This window comes from Rhodococcus sp. P4_F3_2, assembly GCF_056401335.1.
In genome coordinates this window covers 36,120-51,172 of record NZ_JBFUJN010000016.1, presented here as the reverse complement: position 1 = coordinate 51,172, position 15,053 = coordinate 36,120, and the positions used below count along the sequence as shown (strand labels likewise).

Genomic DNA, 15,053 nt, shown 5'->3' with positions numbered 1-15,053 from the left:
CTCGGTGATCGACAACGACGACCTGATGTACCGCGTGGACCGGCACTACCTCGGTCCGACCGGTTATCCACTGCCCGTGCGGATCCGCTACACCGCCGGCATCGTCGGCGTGGTTGCTTTCGTGGTGGTGTTCGTGATCGGTCGCGGAATTCTGCACGTCCCGCTCGGATTTAAATCTCTGATGGTGATGGCCGTGATCACGGTGTGGCTTACTACCCGGATCGCGAAGTTCGTCACCCCGGACCGCCCACTGCGGTCGGTTCTCAAGGCCGCCCTCAACGACCTCGTTGCACCGCGCCCACCGAAGCGCGGTGCACCCGTGTTCATCTCGCTACCTCAGCGGTTGACTACAGGAGAACCTGCCGTCGTACCTGTTCGCCTCGACGGTGAGGATCACCGATGACCTTTCCCGAGAACGACATTGCGGCTCTGTTCGATCCGAAGCTCGACGACCCGGTTCCGGTCATTCCTCCCGGTGCCCTCCCTCCGTCGTGGGCAGCAGTACAGTCACATGCTCCGCAACCGGCGCGTGCGTGGTCCGAAGCCGAACACCCACACACTCCGGATGGTTCTGAACACGACAACGGCGAGGACGCCACCGACAGCCGCACCTCCCCTGCAACCGATCCGGACCACGTCGCAGACAAAGCGCTCGGCCGTCAGCGTCGCCGCATAGGCAAGAAACGGGCAAAGTCGGCAACAGATCGAGACAAGGCCGCAGCGAAGAAACGTGCAGACCGCGAACGAAAAGCGGTACGCCTGAAACTGACCGGCACATCAGCGAACATCACCCGCACTGCGACCACCTCCACTGCATGGTTCGTCCAACGCCAGGGGCCGTGGAATTTCCGCACCACCGGAAAGCAGCGCCGCTTCATCCAGGACGAAGCGATCATCCTGACCAACCTGCAGAAGGCCGGCGTCAGCACGCTGCATCGCCGCCTCGTGCGCACCCCGTTCCCCGTCGCACAGTGGGCGGTCGATCACGACACGTGGGCAACCCCGATTCCCGATGTTCCCGGCGCACTGTCATGGGCGGACTACCTGCGCGGGCAGCAGCATGCGATGTTGTGGTCCAACGCGACGATCAAAGGCCGCTACTGGGGTATCGAACTGCCGCAACGCTCCTCACTCGGCCAGGGGTTGGACTGGACCGCCCGGATGCTGCGCCACCTCGCTCACTGGCCGCTGCTGGGCAGAGTGTGCACCGGGGTGAACAGCTGGGCCGACGACGCCTTCGAACGGGAGCAGAAGGCCCTTGCCGATCACCTCGCCACACTCGAACGAATCATGTCCGGCCGCGGTGTGAAAGCAACCCCGGCCACACCGGCCGCGATCGACTACTTGCTGCGCCGATCAGCGACCATCGGTCTGCCACTGGAAGCTGGCGGTGCGATCGCCGGCGCCGGAGATTGGGAAGAAACCGACGTCGCCGCCCTCGAAGACCTCACCGACCTCTCCCTCACCCCAGGCGACGGGTACACCACTGTCTCCGGCGTCGTCGACGGCCGCAAGTACACCGGCGTGGTGATCGTGCTGACGATCGGCCGCATGGCTCCCCTACCGATTCCGGAACGGATGTTGCCGTGGCAGATCATCGGCGATCCGTCCGGTGAACCTCTCGAATGGTCCGATCGCATCGAGCTGCACGACAAAGCGAAAACGATCCGCACCATGCGCTCGCTGACCGGCAAGATCGAATCGCAGTTCGACCACTACACCGTCGAACACGATCAGGTCCCGCCGAAAGAGTTGGCGGAGCAGCACGCCCGCGCACAGGACGTGATCTCCGACGTCGAAGAAGACCATTCCGGACTCTCGACTCGAACCACCGGGTGGTACCGCCTCGCGGTGGTCGGCACCGACCCCGACGATGCGCGGCAGAAAGTCTCCGATCTGCAGGAGATGTACTCCCCGCACATCGCGCTCGAACAAGAGCACGGCCAATACCAGTTGCTGCGCGAGTTCATACCCGGTGAGCCGCAAGCCAACATCGCCAACAAACGGCACATGGATGTCGAAGCAGTCGCCGCCGGAATGGCAACTGTCAGTGACCGGATCGGTGACCGCCGGGGCGTCGTCCTGGGCGAGACCGGATCCATCTCGCCGCGCCCGGTGATCTGGGACCTGTTCGCCGCGCACGAGATCAAGCACAAGTCCGGTCTGACACCGATCGTCGCCGTACCCGGTTCGGGTAAGACGTTCCTGGCCGGCATGATCGTCTACCAAGCCGTGAGGGCCGGCGCGCACGGCGTTGTCCTCGACCCCTCCGGTCCGCTCGCTGCGTTGGCCGGTCTACCGGAGTTTCGCGACATCGCCCGCGTCTACGCCCTCACCGGTCGCGATTCACGCGCTGGCGCCTTGAACCCCTACCGCGTGATCACCGATCCACGTCGCGACGATCCCGAGTACGACGCCCGCAACGTCGAGTTCGCCCGGGATGCCGATCCGTTCGCGGCGGCGCAGTCGACGTTCGACGCGGATATGCGTGCAGCCGCCGCCGAGCGCGTCGAGGTCGCCGTCTCGGTGCTCAAGATGATGCTCACCGAACGGCATCTGCATCTCGAGCACACAGAACCCGTGCTGCACATGGCCGCGAACATGGTCGGCGGCGACAGCAACCACAACCTCCGAGAAGTCTTGGCCGCGATCCAGTCCATCGGAGTGAGCGATCCGGACCAAGCCGTCAAAACCTGCGCGAACGGGCTGTACCAGCAGCTCAGTCTGATGTCGGAGCTGACCGAGGCACGTGTGTTGTTCCCGGAGGAAGGCACGATCGGCAGTGGAGCGGATGCATTCGACGCCGACATCCGCCTGACGATCCTGACGATGCCAGGCCTGCAGCTACCGCCCGAAGGCACGCCGTCCTCGCAGTGGACACCACAGCAACGGATGACGGCGCCGTTGATGCACATGGCCGCGTGGCTGGCGAACAGACTCGTCTACGAAAAGCCTCGCCACGTGCGCAAGGTGCTCTTCCTCGACGAAAACAAATACCTCGAATCCACTGGCGCCGGCCGCACCCTCAACCTCCGAATCGCGCGCGACTCACGCAAATTCAAGGTCCGCGCCCTGGTCTGCTCGCAGCTCCCGGATGATTTCCTCGGATTGGACGGCAGCGACGACAAGACCGCACTGACCTACGAGGTGTTCGTCGGTGACGTCGGCGGTGACCCGCATGCAATCGAAGGTGCCCTGAAACTGCTCAAACTTCCCACTGGGCAAGGGTTCGAGCAGTTCCTCGCTGAACTGGGCAGCGGCGGCGAGGACACTCTCGACGAAGACACCGACACCTCCTATCAGGACGAAGCGCGGCGCTGGATGATCCGGATGGCCGACGACGTGGAGCTGGTGCGTTCGAGCTGGATTCACTACGTGCATCTCGCGCATGTGTTCGCGGCGCTGAATTCCTCGTCGGCGAAGAACGCGCTCGGCGGCGCCGCATGAACACCATCAGGCAGCTCAATCCACCCTTTGCAGAGCTGAATGAAGTAATCCCCCATCGATCGCGCCTTCGGGCGCTGACCGTCAATCTGGCGCGGGTTCTCGCCGTTCTAGCGTTGGCGCTGGTGCCCCTCGTCGCCCCGGCTGGGCCGATCGCATCTGCCGGCGGATTCGACTGCAAAGACGTCCCCTCCCCCGAGTTCCCGAACTCGGTCATGGCTGCCGAGTTCGATTCCTCGAGCAAAGACCGCAAACCGAAACCGGGCGGCACCGGCTACGAAACCTACGGGTGGGCCGGATTGCGCTGGTACACCTACGACCTCGGCTGCGGCAACGACCTGGTCCGTGCACCGGACGCCGTCGCGGACACCACCCTGGGCAACACATTCCTCGCAATCGGCAAGGGATTCGCAGCTGCAGCATTCTGGCTCGACGACCAGACCAAGACCGGAGCAGCTGCCGAAGAGGCCGGGATCGCCCCAGCGATGGTGCAGTTCGACCAGATCGTCGCCTCGATCTCCAACGGAATGCTCGGCGTCTACGGAACGTGGCTGGGTGTGGCATTGATCGTGGTCGCCACGATCATCACCTGGAACGCCCTCAAATCAAACGCCGCGGCCGTGACCCGCACCGTCGCGATCGCCGGGGCTGCAATGGCCATCGGAGCACTGTTCGTCGGCGCACCGCAAAAAGCCATCCAGGTCGCCGACGACACCTTCGGATCGGTCATCACCGACACACAAGGTCAGATGCTGTCCGTGTCCGGAAACACCGGAGACCCCCGCAATGTGCTGATCGACAAGATCTTCCTCGACGACTGGCGCAAGGGATGGTTCGGCGCGAATTTCAACGACCAGGAACTGCAACTTGGACCGAAGCTCCGCGACACCCTGGCATTTTCGTACGCGGAGCAGCAGAACGTGTCCGGCGACAACGAGGCTGCAAGTGAGCTTGCAAGCAAAAAAGGAGAGGATTTCGAGAATAATCTGGTTGAGAAGCTGAAAGATTTGAACCTTTCTTACAATCAGTTCCAGGGCAAAGACTCCGGACGCACCGGCACAGGGTTCATGGCGATGATCAAACTCGCCATGCCCTCCATCCTCTGGATCGGCGCATCCATCCTCAAACTCACTGCGCTACTGGCTATTCGACTCGCAATTCTCTTCGCACCGATCTGGGTTCCGATCGCCGCCGCACACGGCGGCACCCTCTCTCGCGTGTGCCGCATGATCGCCACCGCCTACATGTGGGGCGTGGCCGGCGCAGTCATCATCGCGCTGTATCTGATGGCGCTGGTCAAGCTGTACGACACCGACAACGGCCTCGTCGACGGCACGTGGCGGCTGTGGTTCATGGTCATCTTGACGGCGGTGTGCTGGTTCATCATGCGGCCGTTCAAACGGATGACTCAGACCTTCACCCAGAACCAAGCCGGCGCACTCAATCGCAAAGCTCGTCACGCGCAGACGTCGATGAAGCAAAAGTTCTTCAAGGCCGGCAGCGCCGTCGTGGGCGGTCCCGCGGCGTCGATGGTCGAGGAAGGTGTCGGAGCGCTTCGGAAGGCGACCAAACGCGGTGGTGACCTCGACAAGGATTCGGTGACACCAGTGCGTCCGGAAGGGCGCGAGTTGAATCAGCGACGTCGCCACGAGGTCGACAAATCGCGTGTCGAGGCACGCAAGACGATGGATCGTCAACAGCGTCTGACGGATTCACGGAGGGACGCCCAGGACGTGCGGCGCGGAAGCCTCGTCGATACCGCCAAGAGTTCTGCGGGCACCAAGCGGCCCATGTGGGATCGGCCACAAACCGCCGGTCCCGCTGCCAAACCTAGCCGCACCGTCGCTCGGCAGCTGGTCGGAATCGAGGCCGGTTCGCCGCGCAGCCCTTCGTTGGTGAGTGAGACATGGGACGGGGGTCCGCGGTCGAGTATCGCGCCGATGAAGGTGTTCACTCCGTCCTCGCGGGATGCCCCCACCGGAACTCCGATGCCTCGATCGGGCGCGACGCGCTCGAACTCGTCGACTCCTCCGCGGTCGACGGCACGACTGTGGACGCCGTCGTTGACCTCAGCAGGCACTTCGTCCGATTCGACCGACAGGTTCAGCTGATGCCCTCCAGCACAGCCAATCCCGTCCTAGCACCGATCCGGCGGTGGGTTCTCTATTCACGCACCAACCTGACGATCACGATCGTCTCTGCGTTCGGTGTGCTGTTCGTGGCGGGAGCAGTGTTCGGCCAGTCCCCCGCTCCGTCGAATACCGCCTCGAAGATCCCGGCATCCACCGCATCAACGACAGGAGCAGCGTCCTCGACCCCGGGTGATCTGAGCTACGAGTTGACCGAAGTGACCGAATCTTCCATTGCCGGCAAGTCGACCGCGTCGGTAGCCGAGAGCGCACCGGCGACAGCGATGGCCTACGCGCACGTCTACGTCGATCAGTCACTCTCGAACAGCGAATGGAAGACCAAGCTGGGCGTGCACACCGCCGAAGCGCCCGGCGTGACTGTGGTCAATGCCCGCCCGCTCGTACCGGTCGCGATCACCGGCCCGACGCGCAGTGAGATCGTGGCCGGCACCGGCGGCGAGAGCGCCGTACAGGTCATCGTCCCGACGCAGGCCGGAAATCTGCGGATCACGCTCAAAGTATCGGGCACCGACAAGGGGTCGACATGGCAGATCCAGACGCCGCTGCCCACCCTCGACCGCAGCGAGATCGACAAGCTCGGCGTACCTTCCCTCGCGAGCCCACCGACCTCGGAAGCTGCTACAACCACCACGACGCCGACATCGACGTCCTCGCCGAGCACTATCTCGACATCGACCACCTCGGTCGCTGTTCCCTCGGCGGACCTCGAACCGGCACCAGTTCCCGTCCCCGGCCCCATCCCGATTCCCGACCTCGACACACCGCTCCCAGGAACGCTGTGAGTCGCCGCCGTGCAGCGGTGGCCCTGACCGTCACCGCGGCCACCGCCGCGATCCTGGGGCTGTCCGGATGCACCCAGCAGCCGGTGATCCCCCACAACCGTTGCGGCGGAACCTCGTCGAGCGAGGGGGACGACAAAGCCACCTCGGCGACCGGGAACACCGAACTGAAAGCATCGGGACCGATCACCCAGCCAACCAAGGACGGAACGACTACGTTCACTTCCCCGTTCGGGCCTCGCTGGGGAACCGAACACAAAGGCGTCGACTTCGCCGGCCCCGTCGGGACACCGATCTACGCGGCACTCGACGGCATCGCGGTCAAGGCCGGGCCCGCATCCGGGTTCGGCAACTGGATCGTGCTCGACTCGCTCGTCGACGGCAAACCCGTGAGCACCGTCTACGGCCACATGTTCGACGACGGTGTCCTCGTCACGGAAGGCCAGCAGATCAAGGCCGGCGACCACATCGCGAACATCGGAAACAACGGCCAATCCACCGGCGCACACCTGCATTTCGAATACTGGGACGGGGGACGACTGCAGGGCGGAACCGCCGTCGATCCGATGACCAAGCTCGACGAAGCCCCCTTCCCCGCCAGCGAAGCGGGCAGTGATTCTCCTGCCATCGAGCTGGCCGCGTCATCATCGTCGATCGCCTGCGCCGACTTCGGCGTGGCAGGTGGCGGCGATCTCAAAGCCGGATCCGTTCCTCCGGAGATGGAACCGTGGTTCCGCAAGGCCGGATCGATCTGCCCCCAGATCAAGCCCTCCCTGTTGGCCGCAGATGCAAAAGCCGAATCCGGCTTGACCCGTGGCCTGACCTCCGGCAGTGGAGCGCAAGGTGTCACGCAGTTCATGCCGCGAACATTTGCTTCTTACGGCCAGGACGACGACAGAAACGGCAAGATCTCGATCTGGGACGATGGGGACGCGATCATGGCTCAGGGCCGATACTTCTGCTCCATCGCGGCGCAGGTCGACGGATGGATTGCCGACGGATCGGTCAAGGGCGATCCGAAATCGCTCTACATCGCTTCCTACAACGCGGGTGAAGGCGCGGTGAAGAATGCCGGCGGAATGCCCAGCGGCGGTGACTACACCACCCAGACACAGCCCTACGTCGCGAAAGTCCTTGCATACGAAGCAGAGTTCGCGTCCCCCGGAGGTAGCGGGGAACTGATCGTCTCGCCCGGTTCGGCGTCCGGATCGCAGGTCGTCGACGCTGCCCGCCAATTCCTCGGCACCCCGTACGTCTGGGGCGGCGGCAACATCAACGGCACCACCGGCGGTGGATTCGACTGCTCCGGACTGACCAGTTACGCCATCTACCAGGGAAGTGGAAACAAGATCACCCTGCCCCGGACATCCGAACAGCAGTGGAACGTCGGAGTCGAGATCCCTATCGACCAAGCACAAGCCGGGGATCTGGTGTTCGGTTCGTGGGCCGGAACAGGTCCGGGGCACGTCGGCGTCGCGATCGGCGGAGGCCAGATGATCCATGCTCCCACTACGGGGGACGTCGTCAAACAAGCTCCACTGCAGAGCGATATGAAAGCCAGGAGGGTTCTGTGAGCAACGCACGCAAGCTGGTTCTGCTTGCCGTCGCTGTCCTCCTCGTCGGTGGACTGGTGTACTTCCTCTTCGGTTGGGGCAACGAGACGGAAACCGAGACAGCTGAACAGATCGCCCCAGCACCGGCGCCGCTGACCATTTCGACTTCGCCGGCTCCGACAACAATCGACGTCACCGAAGATCCGGATACGGAGCGAGCCGAAAACATCGCTCGCCAGGCACTTTCCGTGGCGTTCACCTGGTACCCGGCAACGGACCGTAGCCCCACCAATGGATACGCACGCGCCCGGGAATGGTTCACCGACACCCTGGCACAGACCCTGCTCGTCGACACGCACACCGAACGAGGACCAGGAGCACAGTGGAAACAATGGGCCTCCGACAACGCCAAAGTGGTCGCCGATGTGACTGTGGGTTGCTCCGGCTGCCCACCAGATACCGATGCACTCGTCCGCCGAGTCGCCACCATCCGCCAGACCGTAATTACCGGAGATGCGACCAATCCTGTTGTACCGGAAACGACCGTGTGGGTCACGCTCTCCAAGGAGGTTGATCAGTGGCGCATCGACACCATTCAGTACTAAATAGCCCATCCACCGACGCAAAGAAGTGGAGGATCGTCCTTCGAAATCCAGTCGATAGACGACTTCAAGAATACAGTCGAATATTACTTGTACACAATGCTTTTCACGTCCTGCGCTACACCCATCACATTAGACCTGTATCGACGAGGAGACTCATGAAAAGACGTATTACTGTAGTCACGGCGCTCCTTACGTTACTGCCGCTCCTGCCTGCATGCTCGACACCAGCGACACAGAGGGTCGCCACCCCCAACCAATCCGCCAGCACCGATGGCGACCGAATCGGGGTCGTCACGCCGGCCGAATCCTCCCTCTGGCCAGGAAACTTAGCGATCGGCGTGGGAGACATCCAAAGCAATCAATTCATCACCACACCGGCCCCCGACCAGGTCCAAGCTAGGTGCATCGGAGCAGGAGACAATCTCACAATCGGCATCACCGCACCTAACGGCTGGAACGCCCTACTTACGCATGGATCCCAAACCATCGCCATCGAAAACAAGGAACTCGACTACCCCTTGCAGGAATTCACCACTCCGCAAGGCGCACTCGACAGCGAGAGCGAATCGAACAACAAGTTCGGAACGACCGACCTCTTCCCGCCTGGCGTGACGTGGGATCTCCCGCAGCTCGGCGACGTCGAGATTCAGTTAAGCCAGAAGACACCGCCCCACTGGCAAATCCGAGCAAGGGAGAGAGTCACCATCGACATGCACGTACGATGCGAAGGGACGTAGCCGCACGCTTAAGCCAGGAACGATACCGCCAAGGGCCATATAACCGGCAATAGCCGATTCACTCTGATACGCCAGCATCTGTGTCCCGTTTCGTTGCCGGATAGTGTGTGTAGGTGAGCTATTTTGATGGTCGGGTTGTCGCAGTGACAGGTGCAGGTGCGGGGGTGGGCCGCCAGCTGGCCATTCAGTTGGCAAGACAAGGCGCGTCACTTTCTCTGATCGACCGCGACCAACATGCACTCAATCAAACGATCAGCTTGATAGGCACGCAATCAGGTGTAATCCGCATGTCGGTTGTAGATGTTTCCGACCGTGACGCTATGCATGCCTGCGCCGCTGAGACATTCGACGCTTTTGGGAGCATCGACGCAGTATTCAACAACGCTGGCGTCCTCTACACCGGGGACGTGCTCGATGCTGAGTTCGATGACTTCGCACGTGTAATGCGGGTGAACTTCTGGGGTGTAGTCAACGGATCAAAAGCGTTTTTGCCCTTCATATTTCGATCGAATGAGGGAAACATCGTCAATGTTTCCTCGGCATTCGGTTTGATGTCGGCGCCCGGATACTCGGCATACAACGCAGCCAAATTTGCCGTCCGAGGTTTCACCGAATCGCTACGGCAGGAGATGTTGATTCTGCATCCGCAAGTCAAGGTGTCTTGCGTCTTCCCTGGTGGAATCAAGACCTCGATTGCACGGACTGCCCGTATGGCTGCGCCGATAGACAGACAAGCAGTCATCGAGTCCTTCGAACACAGCATCGCGAGAACCGAACCGGAGAAGGCCGCGCAGGTTATCTTACGTGGCGCAAAACAAGGACGTCCCCGGATACTTGTCGGCGCAGACGCTCGTATCATCGACGCACTGACCAGAATCTCCGGATCTGGATACCAACGCCTGATACCGGCCACGAATAGGGCAAATCGCTCCTAGCCTGACCCAACGAAGTCCGTATGAGGACATTGCGCCCACCAGCCTGGGACCTTTTTCCGTTATCGGCGGTTACATGTACAGAAGAATTTGCGTAGTGTTCGTCTGTTCACAATCCGCGGGGAGAGGAACGACCACTGTGACAACAAAATGGTTGATGATCGAAACATTCGGCGACGCTGCACCATCCATTGTTGGGTTGGGTAGCGCACCAAGGCGATTCGTGCCAATCGAGAGAGTACTGAAAAGTAGGGACTCACTCGAACTTGTGAAGCGGATCATCGAGGAAGTCAGTGCTTCACCTGGAGAAATTGATCGGAGATCAGCAGACGGGCAACGTCGCCTCATCGTTGAGCCCCTGATCACGTTCAGCGGTCGCTTGCATGGAATACATCTGTGGTTCGGAAGATCGAACGAAACAGTACCCGAACATGATCCGGCTGGCGCATGGCTATTCAATCTTACGGCAGGCAAAGCAAGCGGGAGCGTCGCCCTACTGGATTTGTACGGCGTCCCTGAGGACGAACGCCACACAGAGAAGGCGATGGCGGGCGCGTTCACACGATTGCGGACAAATCATGACGAGAGCGACGCACTGTCAAAGATCGTCCAGTCGCAACCCGGAACGGTTCACCAAGCCGTCTGGACGGTGGAGAGGGATGATGGAGAACTGCGAGCAGCTCACTTCTCCTGCCGAATGCTCAAAGAGAACGATCCGGAAACAGGTCAACCCCAAGTGATCTTGCGCGGGATTACTCAAGATATCGGACCAGCAGTAGAAGTAACCTCCGCACCTCCTCCGGTGGTTCTCGAATACAGAGTGCTAGAGGCGGCAACCAATGACGGAGAGTATCGAGCCATCGTCAATCTCAAGACCCTGCAGTTGATTCGATGGGTCGGCGACGCCATGCCGGGACTTGCATGGGAATCGGTTGACGATCAGGTCGAACCCAGCATTCATCCGGACGACTTCCACATTGCACTTGCGATGTCAGAAGGTCTCGCACGGGGCAAGACCCACGGAGTCATTCGTTTCCGCCAATTGAGCGGAGCCTGGAAAACCTATGCGGTGGAGGCAACTCTGATGATGCTGGACCAGCATACGACGGCAGGCCTGGTCATGATTCGCGAGGCAAGTTCTCCGGAATAGGAGAGGCCCATGCATCTGACATTGCGCCTTCATCCTTCACTGGCCTAAAGATCATTTACGATTTCACCTCTGCCGCAATTGATTCGAAGACTTGGACCAGTCCCGGCCATCAGTGCGTGATGCCGATGAACATCGACTTCGGCGGCGTCGCGCGCAATGATCACCGAATGTTCAAGCGTTTTGGGACCTAGTACCCAAGATGCTTACGGCCTATTGCGGTAGAACACTAGGCATTAGTAACGTGCAACTGCGCGCCCTTCATGGGCTCCGGCAGCGAGTGGTTACAGGTGACTCCGCCAGGTAGCGCGGACGGTACTAGTTACCGCTCGATCCCGCACCTGAGACTCAACCGGAGGCCCGTTTGTGCCGCACACACGTCGACTACCTCAGTTGCCATGTCGATGCCCTTGCTTACCTATGCAGGCACCCCAGCAGGTCGAGTCCTGGCACGCTCGTAGCTTGCATGCAATTCAATTGCACTGATTCCCAGGGCATCCGCCAACTTTTGAGCACTCGCAGGCGTCAAGAGCACTTCGCCTCGCTCTATTCGCGCGATCATCGAGGTGCTGATGCCCGCGAGCTTTCCAAGCTGAGGTTGCGTAAGCCCGAGGAGGATGCGCCAGTCTCCGGGGAACCGTTCATCCTCCGGAACTATTACCAGTTCACTCATAGGGACATCAAGCGTGCGGGCAACCAAGGCCAACGTATCAACCTGAGGACTCCGGTTGCCGGACTCCCATTGCTGCACAGTCGCGCCGCCCACCCCAGCGCGACGAGCAAGATCTGCTCGACTGAGGCCTTTGCTCTCACGCGCACGACTAAGTCGCGCGGGTTCGAACCCGCGCATAACACGGCGACTCATGTGGGCATTCCGTTCGTCATTGCTAGACACCATGCCGCACCTCCTCTAGGGTCTAAACGTGCATGACTTTAATCGATGCAATTGTTGTAATAAGCACACGGCAGCAAGTCCGCATCTCACAGGCAAAGGGGTGATCTGACACATCGAAAGAAGTTCCCCCGGTCGCTACCAACGACCAGGGGAACGATGTCCAAACGGGTTGGCGCCCGTCCAGAGTTTTCTTCAGTTGCAGAAAGGATTCTGCGATGTCTATCTTAGTGGACCCATCAGGTCCGGATGACGTGTTCCGCAATCGGTATGCCGTGCTCTCGACGTTGACGCTTCGTCGGCTTGTTGCGCGGCATTCGTCGATCGGCGGGCGTTGCGATGGTTGCGGTTTCAGTGTTTCGGAGCTTGTTCCGTTGTGCCCGGAGGCTGCGGCCGCGTTGCGCGAGTTGACGCACCGTGAGGGCCGGGGAACATCTGCGGTCGTGTTGCCGCAGTTCAGTACTGACGATCTTCTTCGGGTTGCTGCTTCGCATCATCCTGATCGGGTTGGTCGGTGCGCGCGGTGCGGGTTCGTTTTCTCGTCGGAGTGCGATGTGTGCCCGACTGTGCGAGCTGTTCGTGTGGAGTTGGAGGTTCGGGGCGTGGTGCCGATTGTCGGTGCCGATCCGGGCAAGGGTTTGTGCGCGGGGAAGTCACGTTCGTGGGAGATGGATGGACGAACGGTGGTGGAGTGGCGCCGCGCGATCTCCTCGTGTGAGGCGTGCCCGTTGTTGGCGCGGTGCCGCATCGATGCGGCCGCGGCGGTGGAACGTGGGGATGGTCCACAGCGAATGATCATGGCGGGCAACGCGTATGACAGTCACGGCAATATCGTCGACGGTGAACGCTTGGGCCTGTACGAGTCGTTGACGACAGCAACGCGCCGTCGCCGGGATTCGGAGGTGGCAGCGTGAGGGCCGCGGTGCCGCCGCCGACTGTGTTGGCGTGCGCGGTCGATCCTCAATCGTGGGATCTGGATGAGGGTTCGTATCGCGCGGGTGTGGATGCGCAGGCGGAGTGTTTCCGGTGCCCGCGTTTGGCGGATTGCCGGAAGGAGTTGTCGTCGATGGTGGCGGCGGATACTCCGCCTCGGTCGATGATTTGGGCGGGTGTGCCGTTCAGTCATCGTGGCCGGCCGATTACCTCGGATGCGGTGTTGCGTTCGTACTATCGGCGGGTCGACGGGCATCGCCGTACTTCTCGTGGGAGCGCTGCGTGACCCCGATAGTGGGGGCGTTCGCTCCGGTCTTCACGCCGCCGCTCGACACACCGGCATCGGAAGAATCCGCGGCGCTGATCTTGAGGACATTCGAATCAGCGTGGTCGGTGTACGGAATCCTCGCCGACACGCACGGCCATGTGCCGGTACGGGACCGCTACGACCGGTTGTGGATCCTCGTCGAAGTCGCCGGCCGCCTGCGTAGTCGACGCACCTTCCTTCACGATCACCCGGACATCGGTGACTCACCGGATGTGTACGGGTTGATCGACGTGGACTCCCGCGCAGTTCTTCATGCCCGCGATCTGATCGACGCCCACGGCCCGTTGCGGGTCGACCCCTCAAATGCCGCGGTCCTCACACCACTCCGTACCGGTGCGACAGATTCCGCGCACCTTCCCACCTGCACGTCACACGCCTCGTTCGACGTCACCCGATTGGACTGCCCCACATGACAACACACCGATTGCTCGACGAACTGAACAACCCCCACCGCCCCCTCCCCGACATCATCTACGGGATCAGTACCGGGGCCCTCCCCTCCCCCGCCTCGACCAGCCTTCCCTCCGAACGATGGCAATGGCTCGCGGACCTCCTCACCCACCCACAGTGGGGAATGACCGCGATCGTCGACGGACTCGACCACGTCTGCGCCCCCGTCGCCCGACTGTGCCAACTCACCGCCCACCCCATCCACCCCCTCAACATGCGAGAACTATGGGCCGCAGAACAACTCCCCACCACCGAACTCATCGCAGCGCATTCCCCGCACGAGGACGGTCGCTGGGAAGTCCTCAACACTGCCCTGGAGCTGATCACCGACGGACTCGACCACTGCAACGGACTCGAGACCTCCGGGATCGAAGCAGTCACCTCAGCATTCACCGCCGTCATCACCGCACAGGACCCTGCCACCGCCCGCGCAACTATCACCGCGGCCGTCGAACAATGGATTCATCCCACACGCACCACCGCATCATCTGTTTCCACACAGTTGGGGGCAGCATCATGACAACAACACCGCATCGCTCGCCGCTGATCGAATCCATGATCAGCACCGCCTCCACAGCGCTCCTGAAAGAAGTAGGCATCACCTTCCCCACCGACGCCGAGATGGCCGAAGTACGCCAACTCGCCGAAACGATCGTCCGGGACACCGTCGACGCACTCGCCGGCCCTCGCGAGTTGTCGGTCGGGTTGCGCGACAACCTCATCGACGTGGCAGATCTCGTTGCCTCCGATCCGGAAACTGCGTCGGTCGATCAGATTCACGAAGTCGCGGTTGCGCTGCGCGGGCTTCTGGATCTGCACATCCCCGTTCGAGCGAATCATTCGTGATTGCGCTTGTTCTCGCTGTCGTGTTGGGGTGTGCCGGTGTTGTGGGAGCGGTGTTTTCGCTTCGCCCCACACGTTCCTGATATTCGAAACGCGACAGGATCCGCACATCGGGGCCAGCGTCCGTCACAGACCGCCAGCGGCAACTGATCTCAATAAACACCCGGCCTGACCCGAACACCGCCGAAAAGAGAGGCAACGCCACCACACAGCATGACATCCGAAAAACCTTGACACACAACTCCATAGACGCAGTCCAG

Annotated in this window: 14 protein-coding genes; 13 read left to right on the top strand and 1 reads right to left on the bottom strand. The window is 61.4% G+C overall.

Translation table 11 applies throughout. The annotated features are described in order from the left end of the window. Positions 1-4: 4 nt before the first annotated feature. The 9 genes from AC1DWA_RS18285 (at position 5) to AC1DWA_RS18245 (ending at position 11,350) form a co-directional block, all read left to right on the top strand. Complete coding sequence (locus tag AC1DWA_RS18285; protein ID WP_024487967.1) at positions 5-403, top strand: hypothetical protein; 399 nt, start codon at positions 5-7, stop codon at positions 401-403. Further along, positions 400-3,447, top strand: a complete 3,048-nt coding sequence (locus AC1DWA_RS18280) for an ATP-binding protein (RefSeq protein WP_477846719.1) — start codon at positions 400-402, stop codon at positions 3,445-3,447. Before AC1DWA_RS18285 ends, AC1DWA_RS18280 begins: the two co-directional genes overlap by 4 nt. Further along, positions 3,444-5,555: a hypothetical protein gene (locus AC1DWA_RS18275; protein ID WP_477846718.1), complete on the top strand. Its 2,112-nt coding sequence runs from the start codon at positions 3,444-3,446 to the stop codon at positions 5,553-5,555. Before AC1DWA_RS18280 ends, AC1DWA_RS18275 begins: the two co-directional genes overlap by 4 nt. Then, positions 5,555-6,376 carry a hypothetical protein gene (locus AC1DWA_RS18270; protein WP_477846717.1) on the top strand — a complete coding sequence of 274 codons (822 nt, stop codon included), beginning with the start codon at positions 5,555-5,557 and terminating at the stop codon, positions 6,374-6,376. Before AC1DWA_RS18275 ends, AC1DWA_RS18270 begins: the two co-directional genes overlap by 1 nt. Next, positions 6,373-7,947: a peptidoglycan DD-metalloendopeptidase family protein gene (locus AC1DWA_RS18265; RefSeq protein ID WP_477846716.1), complete on the top strand. Its 1,575-nt coding sequence runs from the start codon at positions 6,373-6,375 to the stop codon at positions 7,945-7,947. Before AC1DWA_RS18270 ends, AC1DWA_RS18265 begins: the two co-directional genes overlap by 4 nt. Then, positions 7,944-8,531, top strand: coding sequence for a hypothetical protein (locus tag AC1DWA_RS18260; protein ID WP_477846715.1), 588 nt, complete (start codon positions 7,944-7,946; stop codon positions 8,529-8,531). Before AC1DWA_RS18265 ends, AC1DWA_RS18260 begins: the two co-directional genes overlap by 4 nt. 155 nt (positions 8,532-8,686) lie before the next feature. Next, positions 8,687-9,268: a hypothetical protein gene (locus AC1DWA_RS18255; RefSeq protein ID WP_477846714.1), complete on the top strand. Its 582-nt coding sequence runs from the start codon at positions 8,687-8,689 to the stop codon at positions 9,266-9,268. Positions 9,269-9,381: 113 nt separating this feature from the next. Then, positions 9,382-10,203: an SDR family NAD(P)-dependent oxidoreductase gene (locus AC1DWA_RS18250; protein ID WP_477846713.1), complete on the top strand. Its 822-nt coding sequence runs from the start codon at positions 9,382-9,384 to the stop codon at positions 10,201-10,203. 136 nt (positions 10,204-10,339) lie between these two features. Then, positions 10,340-11,350: a GAF domain-containing protein gene (locus AC1DWA_RS18245; RefSeq protein ID WP_477846712.1), complete on the top strand. Its 1,011-nt coding sequence runs from the start codon at positions 10,340-10,342 to the stop codon at positions 11,348-11,350. Positions 11,351-11,765: 415 nt separating this feature from the next. Here the strand turns inward: AC1DWA_RS18245 and AC1DWA_RS18240 are convergent, their stop codons facing one another. Next, positions 11,766-12,212, bottom strand: a complete 447-nt coding sequence (locus AC1DWA_RS18240; RefSeq protein WP_477846711.1) for a helix-turn-helix domain-containing protein — start codon at positions 12,210-12,212, stop codon at positions 11,766-11,768. Positions 12,213-12,457: 245 nt separating this feature from the next. Here AC1DWA_RS18240 and AC1DWA_RS18235 point away from each other — a divergent pair, with 245 nt between their 5' ends. From AC1DWA_RS18235 to AC1DWA_RS18220, 4 genes are all read left to right on the top strand, one after another. Further along, positions 12,458-13,153 carry a hypothetical protein gene (locus AC1DWA_RS18235; protein ID WP_477846710.1) on the top strand — a complete coding sequence of 232 codons (696 nt, stop codon included), beginning with the start codon at positions 12,458-12,460 and terminating at the stop codon, positions 13,151-13,153. Between the two features lie 112 nt (positions 13,154-13,265). Further along, the gene (locus AC1DWA_RS18230; RefSeq protein ID WP_477846709.1) at positions 13,266-13,913 is read left to right on the top strand and encodes a hypothetical protein; all 648 of its coding nucleotides are present in this window, start codon (positions 13,266-13,268) and stop codon (positions 13,911-13,913) included. Then, complete coding sequence (locus AC1DWA_RS18225; protein WP_477846708.1) at positions 13,910-14,470, top strand: hypothetical protein; 561 nt, start codon at positions 13,910-13,912, stop codon at positions 14,468-14,470. Before AC1DWA_RS18230 ends, AC1DWA_RS18225 begins: the two co-directional genes overlap by 4 nt. Further along, positions 14,467-14,796, top strand: a complete 330-nt coding sequence (locus AC1DWA_RS18220) for a hypothetical protein (RefSeq protein ID WP_007728248.1) — start codon at positions 14,467-14,469, stop codon at positions 14,794-14,796. Before AC1DWA_RS18225 ends, AC1DWA_RS18220 begins: the two co-directional genes overlap by 4 nt. The last annotated feature ends 257 nt before the right edge of the window (positions 14,797-15,053 follow it).

Bases quoted from the DNA above. Each gene is read 5' to 3' on its own strand.
- AC1DWA_RS18255 (WP_477846714.1), top strand. From the start codon at position 8,687: ATGAAAAGACGTATTACTGTAGTCACGGCGCTCCTTACGTTACTGCCG.
- AC1DWA_RS18280 (WP_477846719.1), top strand. From the start codon at position 400: ATGACCTTTCCCGAGAACGACATTGCGGCTCTGTTCGATCCGAAGCTC.
- AC1DWA_RS18270 (WP_477846717.1), top strand. From the start codon at position 5,555: ATGCCCTCCAGCACAGCCAATCCCGTCCTAGCACCGATCCGGCGGTGG.
- AC1DWA_RS18220 (WP_007728248.1), top strand. From the start codon at position 14,467: ATGACAACAACACCGCATCGCTCGCCGCTGATCGAATCCATGATCAGC.
- AC1DWA_RS18225 (WP_477846708.1), top strand. From the start codon at position 13,910: ATGACAACACACCGATTGCTCGACGAACTGAACAACCCCCACCGCCCC.
- AC1DWA_RS18240 (WP_477846711.1), bottom strand. From the start codon at position 12,212: ATGAGTCGCCGTGTTATGCGCGGGTTCGAACCCGCGCGACTTAGTCGT.
- AC1DWA_RS18275 (WP_477846718.1), top strand. From the start codon at position 3,444: ATGAACACCATCAGGCAGCTCAATCCACCCTTTGCAGAGCTGAATGAA.
- AC1DWA_RS18235 (WP_477846710.1), top strand. From the start codon at position 12,458: ATGTCTATCTTAGTGGACCCATCAGGTCCGGATGACGTGTTCCGCAAT.